The organism is Gulosibacter hominis (assembly GCF_904842695.1).
GTDB lineage: Bacteria > Actinomycetota > Actinomycetes > Actinomycetales > Microbacteriaceae > Gulosibacter > Gulosibacter hominis.
On the sequence record NZ_CAJGWQ010000003.1, the window covers coordinates 74,461 to 86,082 of the forward strand.

At 63.8% G+C, this 11,622-nt stretch carries 9 protein-coding genes; 6 read left to right on the forward strand and 3 right to left on the reverse strand.

Annotated elements, in window-relative coordinates; genetic code table 11:
- Nucleotides 1-250 precede the first annotated feature (250 nt).
- The 6 genes from JMV54_RS03560 to JMV54_RS03585 all read left to right on the forward strand — a co-directional run bounded on the left by JMV54_RS03560 (nucleotide 251) and on the right by JMV54_RS03585 (nucleotide 9,315).
- Nucleotides 251-775 carry a hypothetical protein gene (locus JMV54_RS03560; protein ID WP_201517533.1) on the forward strand — a complete coding sequence of 175 codons (525 nt, stop codon included), beginning with the start codon at nucleotides 251-253 and terminating at the stop codon, nucleotides 773-775.
- Nucleotides 772-2,463, forward strand: a complete 1,692-nt coding sequence (locus JMV54_RS03565; protein ID WP_201517534.1) for a hypothetical protein — start codon at nucleotides 772-774, stop codon at nucleotides 2,461-2,463. Before JMV54_RS03560 ends, JMV54_RS03565 begins: the two co-directional genes overlap by 4 nt.
- Before the next feature lie 120 nt (nucleotides 2,464-2,583).
- On the forward strand, nucleotides 2,584-3,873 hold the full coding sequence (gene manA / locus JMV54_RS03570; RefSeq protein ID WP_201517535.1) for a mannose-6-phosphate isomerase, class I: 1,290 nt from the start codon (nucleotides 2,584-2,586) through the stop codon (nucleotides 3,871-3,873).
- Nucleotides 3,874-4,049: 176 nt separating this feature from the next.
- Nucleotides 4,050-4,364 (forward strand): WhiB family transcriptional regulator, encoded by a 315-nt coding sequence (locus JMV54_RS03575; protein WP_201517536.1) that lies wholly within the window; start codon nucleotides 4,050-4,052, stop codon nucleotides 4,362-4,364.
- Nucleotides 4,365-4,466: 102 nt separating this feature from the next.
- The gene (locus tag JMV54_RS03580; RefSeq protein WP_201517537.1) at nucleotides 4,467-7,454 is read left to right on the forward strand and encodes a glycosyltransferase family 2 protein; all 2,988 of its coding nucleotides are present in this window, start codon (nucleotides 4,467-4,469) and stop codon (nucleotides 7,452-7,454) included.
- Nucleotides 7,447-9,315 (forward strand): DUF5719 family protein, encoded by a 1,869-nt coding sequence (locus JMV54_RS03585; protein WP_201517538.1) that lies wholly within the window; start codon nucleotides 7,447-7,449, stop codon nucleotides 9,313-9,315. Before JMV54_RS03580 ends, JMV54_RS03585 begins: the two co-directional genes overlap by 8 nt.
- A 7-nt stretch (nucleotides 9,316-9,322) precedes the next feature.
- Here the strand turns inward: JMV54_RS03585 and JMV54_RS03590 are convergent, their stop codons facing one another.
- The 3 genes from JMV54_RS03590 to JMV54_RS03600 all read right to left on the reverse strand — a co-directional run bounded on the left by JMV54_RS03590 (nucleotide 9,323) and on the right by JMV54_RS03600 (nucleotide 11,582).
- Nucleotides 9,323-9,775, reverse strand: a complete 453-nt coding sequence (locus JMV54_RS03590; protein ID WP_201517539.1) for a hypothetical protein — start codon at nucleotides 9,773-9,775, stop codon at nucleotides 9,323-9,325.
- Between the two features lie 80 nt (nucleotides 9,776-9,855).
- A complete protein-coding gene (locus tag JMV54_RS03595; protein ID WP_201517540.1) occupies nucleotides 9,856-11,298 on the reverse strand; it encodes a phosphomannomutase/phosphoglucomutase in 1,443 nt (480 codons plus the stop codon).
- A gap of 56 nt (nucleotides 11,299-11,354) precedes the next feature.
- Complete coding sequence (locus JMV54_RS03600) at nucleotides 11,355-11,582, reverse strand: DUF3499 family protein (RefSeq protein ID WP_201517541.1); 228 nt, start codon at nucleotides 11,580-11,582, stop codon at nucleotides 11,355-11,357.
- Nucleotides 11,583-11,622: the final 40 nt, after the last annotated feature.

The window sequence follows — 11,622 nt, forward strand, 5'->3', positions numbered from 1 at the left end:
CTGAGATGAGACGCCGGTAGGGGGCCGATGCGGGAATGCCATGCGGTCCATTCTCGCATCCGGTGAATCCGCGGGACATGTCCCTGGGTATCACTTCTATGACAAATTACATGCGTGTAACTAGCTGAGGTCTGCGGGAATCCGGCCTTTGACCTCGGCGTGTCGGATCTTTTTCGTGACAAATGTGACGAGTGTGACTACTGTTGCAAATGTTATTTACCGTGACGACACGCCGAGTGTTGGAGGAATCATGACTAGTCAAGCCAGTTCGTCGGATAACGGGAGCCGCCTGCGCTGGCTGGTGCTCGGGTTGGGAGCCGTGACGCTGTCGCTCGCAGCTTGCACCGGTGCCGTCAGCGGTGGCGGCGAAACAACTGCAACCGCAACCACGACTCCGGCTGTGCCCACTGTCGCGCCGACCGCCGAGGTCGAGACCGAAAGCGCTCCAGCAACGGCTGAGTCGACCGACGCGGCATCGGGTGATGCAAACGTCATCGTGGTGGCTGCCGACTACGACGCTGACTCCGCCACTATCGAGGTGCGCTCGATCGTGACCAACCTCATTGCCGAAGGCACCTGCACGGTAACCGCCACGAGCCCCGAGGGTGAGGAGCTTACCGCTACGGTTGAGGCTCGCCCTGACGCACAAAGCACCGTGTGCCCGCTCGCAACTATCGAGGGCGTGACCGGCGAAGGCTGGAAGGTCCAGGTGGCCTTTGAAAGTGCCGAGGGCAACGGCATTTCTGAAGCCGTGGTGGCGGAGGTGCGCCAGTGATTCGCCGTCTTCGACGACACATCGCGCTCGCTTGCGCTGGTGTGCTGATTGCTGTCAGTGGGATCGTGCTAACCGCAAGCCAGCAAGACGCGCAGGCCGCCGATGCATCCAATTTTCGACCCGGTTATCTCATCAGCGACGAGAACTTCTACGACTCGGCCGCGATGTCGGTTTCACAAATTCAAGACTTCTTGAACAAGCGTGGCTCGAGCTGCACGGGTAACTGCCTCAAAGACAAACGCGTCGATACGGTGAGCAAGGCGGCCAACAGGTACTGCGGTGCCTATCAGGGCGCACGCGGTGAATCGGCCGCGCAGATTATCTCGAAGGTCGGTAAAGCCTGCGGTATTTCACCCAAGGTGCTTCTCGTGATGCTCGAAAAAGAGACCTCGCTGGTCACCATGGATAACCCCGGCGAATGGCGCTACGAGCGGGCAATGGGCTACTACTGCCCGGACGACCCGAACCGCCCCGGATGGTGTAACCCCGAATATGCCGGCCTGTACAACCAGCTCTACCGGGCGGCCTGGCAGTTCAACCAGTACGCGGCGAACCGCGGCGACTATGCCTATGTGGCCGGGCGCAATAACAGCATCCTCTACAACCCCGACCGCAGCTGTGGTGCCTCGAACGTCTACATCGAAAACCAGGCAACCGCATCGCTGTACATCTACACCCCGTACCAGCCCAACCAGGCCGCACTGTCGAACCTCTACGGCACCGGTGACGGCTGCTCGAGCTACGGAAACCGCAACTTCTGGCGCCTCTACACCGACTGGTTTGGGTCGCCGACCGCCGCGCCGCAGCCCGTAGCGCACGATCCGCAGGGTGCTTATGACACGCTCACGCCCGTGAATGGTGGGTTTCGGTTGACAGGGTGGGCTGTTGATGCTGATAAGCCGAAAACTTCGTTGGAGGTGCGTATCGATTTCGAAGGCCGCAAAGAAGTTGTGACGGCCAAGGAATATCGACCGGATGTTGAGAGAGCTATTGCTGCAGCCGGGGCAAACCAGGGTTTTGACAAGATCATCAAAGTAGAGCCTGGTTCCTACCAGGTGTGTATAACTGCAATCAACATCGGAGGCGGTAACGATAAGTCGCTTGGTTGTAAGTCCGTTAAGGTGTCTGCTCCCAAGCCGAAGCCGACTGAAACGGTGAAACCGACGGAGACAGTGAAGCCGACTGAGACGGTGAAGCCGGTGGAGACGGTGAAGCCGACTGAAACGCTGAAGCCACAGCCGAGCGAGACTGCTAAGCCGACCGAGACGGTCAAGCCGATTGAAACGGTGAAGCCGAAGCCGACGGAGACTGCGAAGCCCTCAGAGCCAGTAGTGACTGAGTCGCAAGAAACCGCGGCGGCGGGAACGGGCGGTGGTGCTCACGGTGGACAAGTGGGCACTGCGAGCGAGCCACCTGTCAGTGTTGTCCCGAACGGAGGCGGAAAATTGCCAACCGAGGAAACATTGGCTGACAACGCCGAGCGCCCCGAAGCTGCCGCTCCGCAGCCGCTATCGGTGATCCCCGATGAGGATGCGGCCGAAGCGCCGAGCTCGTCGTCGAGCGACGCATCCGAACTTGCCGCAACCGGCATGCAGCCAATGGCAACCCCGGTGCTCGCCGCACTCGGAGTGCTGCTGGTCAGCGCCGCGGCCCTGCTGGGGATGCAAGGGCTGCGTCGCGAGCCCTAGCGGTGAGCTGCCGCAAATAAGCTGAGCAATCCCAGTCTCAGCACAGGTCAGGCCCAAACGTGGAGACGCGTTTGGGCCTGACACTGTTTCTGACACGAGTAACGGGTAGAGTCACCAACGATGTTTGTAACGCTCGAGAACACACCGATGCGCTATGCCTGGGGCGCACGAGGCGCGATTACCGACTACCTCGGAAACACCGGCGCCGTTCTCGAACCCGAAACAAGCGGCGCCGAAGCCCCAGTGCAGGCCGAACTCTGGCTCGGTGCACACCACGGCTCGCCCGCAAAAATCACCAGCCCCGAACTGGTGGGCGGCCACACCGACCTGCGGCAGTGGATCCAAGCCGAACCCGAACGCGCGCTCGGCCAGTTCGCGGTCGGTCTCCGACGCGGCGAACCGGTGCGGCTACCTTTTCTTCTCAAGGTGCTTGCCGCGGGCGAACCGCTCTCGCTACAGGTGCATCCCGACCTCGCCCGCGCGCGACTCGGATTCGCCGCCGAAAATGAGGCGGGCATCCCGCTCGACGACCCGAGCCGCAACTACCGCGACCCCTTCCACAAGCCCGAACTGCTCATCGCACTCAGTGACACCATGACCGCGCTGGCAGGCTTCCGCAGCTTCGGTGAAGTGCGCGAACTTGTGGCAGATATTGCCGAGCTCGCAGCCGAAGCTGGCACCGCATCCCGATTCGCGCCATTCGCAGAGCGCGTCGCCGAACTCGATTCCGAAGCAGACCTACGCGAACTGGTGGCCTTCAACCTGTCGAAATCTACCGAGGCAGTCGACGCGCTACCGGTGCTCTACCAGTGGGCCGAGGGCGACGGTAGATGGCAACGCGAACGGGCCACCGTGCGCGCCATCCGCCGCGCGCATCCCGGCGACGCCAGCGTATTGACAGCGCTACTCATGAACCACGTCGCACTGCACCGCGGTGAAGGTCTTTACATCCGTGCCGGTGTGCTACACGCCTACGTGGAGGGCGTGGGTATTGAAATTATGGCCGCAAGCGACAATGTGCTGCGCGGCGGGCTCACTGCCAAACACATCGATGTCGACGAACTCATGGCGGCGCTCAGCTTCGCGCCCACACCGCCGCCGTATCTCAGCGCCGAACAACTCAACAACTTCGTCACCACTTTCGACCCCGACGAGCCCGACTTCCGCCTGCAGCGAGTGCAGGGCGTGCGAGTCGACACGGAAATCAACGTCGTCGGCCCGAGCGTGCTGCTCAACCTGGGACAGGCGGTCGAGGTCACCGATGCGGCTGGCGAAACGACTACTCTCGCGCACGGCCAGGCAATTTTTGCCACTCCGGATGCGCCGCCACTGCGAGTCATCGGCACGGACGTTGATCTTGTGGTCGCGTCTACAGGTGTGGATGCGGGCGAGTCGCTGCCGCTCGATTAGGTTCAGGTGAGCGCTCGGCGTGCGACACGGCGGCGCGCAGGCTGGGAAATCCCGCAAACTCTCAAGTTGTGGATTAGAGTTTCCGCCCCTGGCACTTGACGCAACCGGTCTTACACCGGTGTAATTACATTGGAGACACGAACAGTCCGTTCGTGGGAATGCGTTGGAGTTGTGATATGGCACAGGGTTTGAACCGACCGGTACCAGAAAACTGGTACGTCGATCCGCTGACGCTGGGCGTACCCGGTACGCCCGACTACATCGGCGACGACAACCCGCTCTCGTGGCAGGCTGACGCGCTGTGCGCCCAAACCGACCCCGACGCGTTTTTTCCCGAAAAGGGTGGCTCAACCCGCAACGCCAAGTCGATCTGCCAGGCCTGCGCGGTGCGCGCCGAATGCCTGCAGTACGCGCTCGATAACGACGAGCGCTTCGGCATCTGGGGTGGCCTTTCAGAGAGAGAACGCCGCAAGCTGCGCCGGCAGGCCTAAGAGCGGAGCACAGCACACTGTGCCGCGGGTTATCTCGACCACGCTTCCGGCTCGCCGCACAGAATGCCAGCCCGCCCGAATTCAGTCACTAGCATTCTGCTAATGCGACCCAAAGTCACCGCAGTTGTCGTAGCTCGCGATGCTGCCTCCGCACTCGAACGCACCATACCCGCGCTCGAGTCGCAAACCGCGCCCATCGCGACATCAGTGTTCGTGCATATCGATTCGCGCGACGACACCCTCGAAATCATGCGCGCGGCGCAGCCAACGCTGCTGCTCACGGTCGCCCAAGACTCCTCGTTCGGCAAAGCTGTCGCCACGGCAGTCAGCGAACTCGACAAGAGCGAACCGATCCGTGAAGCCGATACCGGTGCCGCGCATCCCGATGAATGGCTCTGGCTCATCAACGCCGGTGACACCCCAGAACCAAACGCGCTCGCAGAACTGCTCGACACGGCCGAACGAAACCCATCACTGGCGGTAACCGGCCCCAAACTGGTGTCGGCGCAAGACCCCAGCCGACTCGTCGAATACGGGCAGTCGATCGTCCCCACCGGCGAATCAATCCGGCTGCGCACCGACGCGCTCGACCAGGGGCAGTACGAGTCGTTCAGTGACGTGCTGGCAGTTGCCACCAACGGGATGCTCGTGCGCCGCGACGTGTGGAACGACCTGCAGGGTTTCGACCCCGGGCTGGAAGCCGTCGACGACTCACTCGACTTCTGTGTGCGCACCTGGCTAGCCGGAAACCGGGTGCTGCTCACCCCCGACGCGCGCGTTGAAACACTCGGCAGGGATGCTCCCGGTACCGCAAAATACGGGCGCCGCACGGGTGCCCAAGCCCGCCACCGGCTACGTCGCACCGCAACTCTGCACCGGCGACTGGCTTGGTCGGGCCCGCTCATGTTCTGGGTGTACTGGTTGCTGCTGCTTCCCGAAGTGCTCGTGCTCACGGTGCTCAACCTGCTGCGCAAACAGCCGGGCCGCATCCTGCCCGAACTGTTTGCCGCACTCAAAGTGTTTTTTGGTGGCACCCGCGCACTCAGTGCCCGGCGCCACTTCGCGGCCACCAGCACACAACCCCTGTCGAGCCTCGACCGGCTCCGCATCTCAGCTTCCGAATGGCGCACCATGCGCGCCATCAAACGCGACGAGCAGCTTGCTCTCGCCCAGCAGGGTGGCGACCGCTACAACTTCATCACCGGAGGCGGCGGCTGGGTCGCGCTCATCACCGCGGTCGCCTCGGTAATCATGCTCTTCCCGCTGCTGCGCAGCAGCGTGCTCAGTGGCGGAGCACTGCTGCCACTATCCGGCAGCATCGGCGAGCTGTGGGCCGCCACCGGGTACGGTCTGCGCGACACCGGCGGCGGCATCGGTGTGGCCGACCCGTTCCAATTCGTTCTTGCCGCGCTCGGCAGCCTCACCTTCTGGCAGCCAAGCCTGATCGTGGTCATCATCTGGCTCATCGCGCTGCCGCTTGCCGCAACGGGTGCCTGGTTCATTGCTGCGCGCTTTACGCGCCGCCCGTGGCTACGCGCCTTTTTCGCTCTGGCCTGGGCCTGCTCGCCCACACTGCTCGGCGCACTCGCCGACGGTCGCCTGCCCGCGGTGCTCGTGCACATCACGCTGCCCTGGTTTGCGTTCGCATTCTTCGCCGCACGCTACCGCTGGGCCGCATCCGCAGTCGCATCCCTGCTCGGCGTCGTTATCGCAGCCAGCGCACCCTCACTCATCCCCGCACTGATCTTGCTTTGGTTGCTCATGGTGACCACTTCGGGAACCGGATGGCTACGGCAAACGTTTGTACCCATCCCGGCTGCCGCGATGTTCCTGCCGCTATTGGTGACGCAGCTCAACCGCGGCCGGCCGCTCGCAATTTTTGCCGACCCGGCACTGCCGCAGCCCTACGATCCGCTCCACGGCTGGAACACGGTATTCGGATTCGCCGACACGGGACTCGGCGGCTGGCCCGAATTTTTGCAGCAGCTCGGGCTCACCGACATCGACCCGTTCCTGCTTTTCGCCGTGCTAATGGCGCCGCTCGCGCTGCTCGCTGCCATCGGCATCTTTGCAAACGGCTGGCGACTGGCACTTGCCGGGCTCATCATCGCGGCAACGGGATGGATTACCGCCGGCGTGGCCGGTGGCCTCTCGTTTGCGGTGTGGGAGGCGACTGCAGCGCCGATCTATCCGGCCGCGGCCCAGTCACTCGGCTATTTCGGCCTCTTGATGGCCGCAATCGCCGGCGCCGCCTACATTGGGCCGTTGCGCGTACCGGTGACGATGCTCGCGCTCGCCGGTGTGACCGCCCTGATCGTGCCGCTCTTCCCGGCGCACATCACCGGAAGCGCGGCGGTAGCCGCATCCGACGGCCGCACCCTGCCGGCAATCGCCTCGGTGCAGGGCGAAGATGCCGACCAGCTGGGTACCCTCCGGGTCACCCCAATGGGGCCCGACCAGCTGCGCCTCAGCCTCGAACGCGGCTCGGGTATGAAACTGAACGAGATCTCCACCCTCGCAACCACCAACCCGGCAACCTCAAAAACCGATGAGGCACTCGCCGAGCTCGTGGTCGACTTTTTGAGCATCGGCAAATCAAACCCCATGTCACAGCTGCACGAACTGGGCATCGGATTCGTGCTCATTCAGCCCGCCGAGGGCGCCGGCGCACCACTCGGACAGCGGCTGGTCACGGGCCTGTCAACCAACGAATCGGTGACGAGCATCGGCAAAATCAAGGGATACGGCACCCTCTTCCAAGTGGTGAACGCTGCCGAACGCCCCACCGACCCGGTGCTCGCGCAACAACTCGAGGTGACCAACTGGCAGAACGTACTCGGCCGCGCCATGCTCATCGTGCAAACGGTCATCCTGCTATTCGTGATTTTGCTGGCGCTACCCACCGGACGCATCGCCGACCTCAGCGCAGCCGCGCGCCGCACCAAACCGCAGTGGGAAGACCTCGACCGCGGCAGCGACGTGCTGACGCTGCGCAATTACCGACTCGATAACGAGCGGGTCGAAGTGTACTCATCGGCCGCCAGCGGAGAAGCAGTCGGCCCCGCAGGGAAGGAGGAACTCGGTGACTGATCGCAAACATGAGGATGACCCCATTCGCCCACACAGTGACGACGCCGCGCAGCCGGTCGACTCCGGCGCTGCGCAGCCCGAAACCGAAGCCCTCCGGCCTCCGGTAATTGAGGCGCTCAGCATCGACGATAACGAGGCCTTTGGCGATGGCACAGGCGAAGCCGTAACGAGCACCGACGCGGCAACTGCGGGGGAGAGCACCGCTGATAAAGACAGCGCTGAGGGCGCGCCCGCCGAAGACAGTGCTGACGGCACGCCCGTCAGTGACAGTGGCGATAGTTCGCCCGTCGGCGACAGTGCCGACAACGAGACCTTTGGCGACACCGCCGACGACAGCATCCCCGCGAACGAATCCCCGGCAGCTGCCGCCCCGCAGCCCGCAGCTGACGAATCAAAACCTGCGCCCGCATCCGAAACGCCAAGCGCGCCGCACCCCGACGGGCCACGGCTGCGCCGAGCAGGTAGCGGTGCCACCGCCGCAGTGCGCCGCAAACGCACTGAAAGCGCCGAACGCCGCCGCCGTAAAGCGGTGAGCGCCCTCGCGCGCACTGCTGGCGTGGTCACCTCGCTCGCGGTGGTCACCGGCACCGTGTGGGCGCTCGGCTGGATGCCGCTGCCGAACCGCACCGCCGAACCGACGGGGATGCAGCTCACGCCGCCAATCGGCGACCAGCAAGCCGTGTGCCCGGGCCCGCTGCTACAGCTCGGGCTCAGCAGCGACGCAAACCAGATCAGCCCGGTGGGTGAACCCCAAACCACCCACCACTCCCGCGGCGCAAACGCTGAGGCCACCAACTTGGGTGAAGGCGGCCCCTCGGTGTTCGTGCAAAAAGCAGCCGAAGACCAAAACCAGGTGCTGACAGCCGCCGAATCGGTCACGCTCGACACCCCAAAAACGAACGGCTATGCGGCCACCAACTGCACCATACCCGCATCCTCTCAGTGGCTTTTGGCAGGCAACACTGAAACCGGGCACACCGCCGCACTCGACATCCTCAACCCCGGTGCAGTGAAAGCACGCGTCAACTTCCGCGTTTTCACCAGCACCGGACTGGCCCCATCGGGCCCGGCCGAAATGGTGCTCGAACCCGGCGAACACAAAAGCCTCAGCCTCGCCGGCGTGGTTCCTGAGTCATCCGTGATGGCGGTAGAAGTCATCGCCACCGGCGCGCCCGTGGCCGCCTACGTCCACGAAACCTTCACCGAAACGCTCACCCCGCGCGGCGCCGAAATTGCCGAATCGACCACCGAATACGGCACCACACAGTTTTTGCCCGGCGTGGTCGTTTCGGCGTGGCCGGTAGACGGCCCCGACACTACGGCAACGATCGGCACCGCGGTGCGGCTGCTCAACCCCGGCGACGCCGAAACCACGGTAGCGCTGCAGGTACTCGACGAAAATGGCAAGGTCGCCTTCCGCGACGATGTTCCGGTGGCACCGAACACTGTTTTTGACTACCCCGTGGGTACTGTGCCCGATGGCAAATACACCATCCGCGTCGACTCGCCCACACCGATCGTCGCCGCCGCCCGCGTGGCACCGCTCGACTCCAGCGAATTCGGGTGGCTCGCGTCATCACCCGCGCTGAGCGACAGCGCACTGATCGCGGTGCCCGCAGGAGACTCACCCCGGCTGGCGGTCATGAACCCGGGCGAGGCCCGCGAAATCACCGTGAACGGCAAGCGCGTGAAAATCGCCGAGGGCGCAACCTACGAAACCGACATCTCGGGCGACACTGTCGAACTCGCGGGTGTGAGCGGGATGCGCGCGGCCGTGCATTTCGTAGCGCCCGGTGCCTACTCAGGTTTCCCGGTGCACCCGAGCATCAGCGAAGGCGACACCATCACCGTCTACCGCTAGCGCAGCGTTAGCGACCCCAGCCGCCCGGATCGAGCCGGTCTTCGAGCCGACCATCCAGCAGCTCGTTTACTCCCGACATGACCACGCGCTCCACATACTCGCGGAACATGGGCTGATCGGCCGGATCCGAAAGCGACACACGAGCCATCCGTTCAACCGGCACCCGGTAAATCACCACGCGCTTGAGTGTGCGGTCAAGACCCCACAGGCCTACCGCATCCTGGCCCGTGGCATCAGCCGGCGGCATCCCGGCCACAGTGACCGAAACATCCTCCATCAGGTCGGGCGCAACCGCCTGCAAAAAACCAACCGTTTCAGTGACCACTTGAAAAAACCTCGGGATGCGGCCGGTCAGCTGCGGCAGGTACGGTCCGGCCACGCTCGAACGCAGCTCGCGGCCGTGCCGGCTACGTGAGCCGCGCGAACGGCGCTGCGAGTGCATCCTGCGGGAACGAAACATACGCATCAGCCTAGCGCGCGGCGGGGTGGAGTCGCGGTTGGTGCGCGCTGCGGCCGGCGCGGATCAGTGCTTGTTTTGGATCAGCGCTCGTCGCGGATGAGGGCGAGCGCCAGATCGCGCACCTGCTCCATCTGCTCAGGGGCGGCCGCCTCAACATTGAGCCGCAGCAGCGGCTCGGTGTTCGACGGGCGCACATTCACCCACCACCAGTCACGGCCAGCAAACGAGAAGGTGAGTCCATCCAGTTCATCCACCGACGCAACACCAGAAAACTCGGTGACCAGCCGCTCATAAGCCGCGGGAATATCCGCAACGGTCGAATTAATTTCGCCCGACGCAAAATAGGGGGTGTGTTCGGCCGCGATCTTTGACATCGGCGCGGTCTGCGAACCCACGTGGGCGAGCATGTGCATCGCCGCGAGCATCCCGTTATCGGCACCCCAAAAATCACGGAAGTAGTAGTGCGCCGAATGTTCGCCACCGAACACCGCATTCGTGCGGGCCATTTCGGCCTTGATGAGTGAGTGGCCAACGCGGGTGCGCACCGGCGTTGCCGAAATCGTTTCGATCGTTTCGATGACGTGACGCGAAACCAGCAGGTTGTGGATCACCGTGACATCGGTTTCGCCAGCGGAGCGCACGCGCTCCACCTCGCGGGCAGCGACGATCGCACACACCGCCGAGGGGGAGACGGGGTTGCCGCGTTCATCCACCAGGAAGCAGCGGTCGGCATCACCGTCAAACGCGAGCCCGAGGTCGGCACCCTCGGCAACAACGCGCTGCTGCAGATCGACGAGATTTATCGGGTCGAGCGGGTTGGCCTCGTGGTTGGGGAAATTGCCGTCGAGTTCGAAATACATCGGCACGATTTCCAGCGGCAGTTTTGGCAGTTCGCATGCCGAGCCCAGCACGGCCGGAACGGTCTTGCCTGCCATACCGTTACCCGCATCCACCACGATTTTTAGCGGGCGAATACCGCTGAGATCGACCAGCTGGCGCAGGTAGGTGGCGTAGTCATTCAAAACATCGCGCTCGGTTGCCTCGGCGACGGTGTCGCTTGCTGCGGGGATGCCGTCGCGCAGGTAAGCGGAGGCACGGTCACGCATTGCGCCGAGGCCGGTGTCGAGAGAAATACCGCGGGCGCCGGCGGCCGAGAGCTTCATACCGTTGTAGGCGGCCGGGTTGTGCGAGGCGGTGAACATGGCGGCGGCGGCGTTTTCGCGTCCCGAAATGAAGTAGGTCATATCGGTCGAGCAGTAGCCGAGCAGCACCGGTTTGGCTCCGCGCACGGCCGCTCCGCGGGCGAAGGCTGCGGCGAACGCGGGGCTTGAGTCGCGCATGTCGTGGCCGATAAAAATTTCGTGGCCGGCCAGGTCGAGTTCATCGACAGTGGCGGCGCCGACGGCGGTGACCAGGGGTTCGGTAATGGTGTCACCGACAAGTCCACGGATGTCGTAGTTTTTGACGATGGCGTTGAGATCACCAAGCTGAGCGGGGTCTGCCGCAGGGATCGCTGTGTTCATGACGAACCAGTGTAGCCAGTGGCAGATGGGGAGGGCCGGATCGCGTTGTTTGTGTACTAGGCAGCCGGCGGTACCGGTGGCTGGCCGAGCGGGGTGGGTTTGATGAGCAGCCACCCGGCGGGCACCGACGTTTTTTCGGCGTGAAACTGGCACAGGTCGTAGCTGTGCGGTTCGGCGCGGTATGCCAGCGGGCCGAGGGCGGCCATCTTGTCGCCGTAGTCAAACGTGAGCGTGAACTGGGCACGACGCGAGCAGCCAACACGGCAGCAGGGTCGAGTACGCATACCGGCAAGTCTACTTCTCGGCGGGCGACCACCAGCGGCG

What these genes read in the sequence shown, in the direction of transcription:
- JMV54_RS03560 (WP_201517533.1), top strand. Translation starts at nt 251, where the DNA reads ATGACTAGTCAAGCCAGTTCGTCGGATAACGGGAGCCGCCTGCGCTGG.
- manA (WP_201517535.1), top strand. Translation starts at nt 2,584, where the DNA reads ATGTTTGTAACGCTCGAGAACACACCGATGCGCTATGCCTGGGGCGCA.
- JMV54_RS03575 (WP_201517536.1), top strand. Translation starts at nt 4,050, where the DNA reads ATGGCACAGGGTTTGAACCGACCGGTACCAGAAAACTGGTACGTCGAT.
- JMV54_RS03580 (WP_201517537.1), top strand. Translation starts at nt 4,467, where the DNA reads ATGCGACCCAAAGTCACCGCAGTTGTCGTAGCTCGCGATGCTGCCTCC.
- JMV54_RS03590 (WP_201517539.1), bottom strand. Translation starts at nt 9,775, where the DNA reads ATGTTTCGTTCCCGCAGGATGCACTCGCAGCGCCGTTCGCGCGGCTCA.
- JMV54_RS03595 (WP_201517540.1), bottom strand. Translation starts at nt 11,298, where the DNA reads ATGAACACAGCGATCCCTGCGGCAGACCCCGCTCAGCTTGGTGATCTC.
- JMV54_RS03600 (WP_201517541.1), bottom strand. Translation starts at nt 11,582, where the DNA reads ATGCGTACTCGACCCTGCTGCCGTGTTGGCTGCTCGCGTCGTGCCCAG.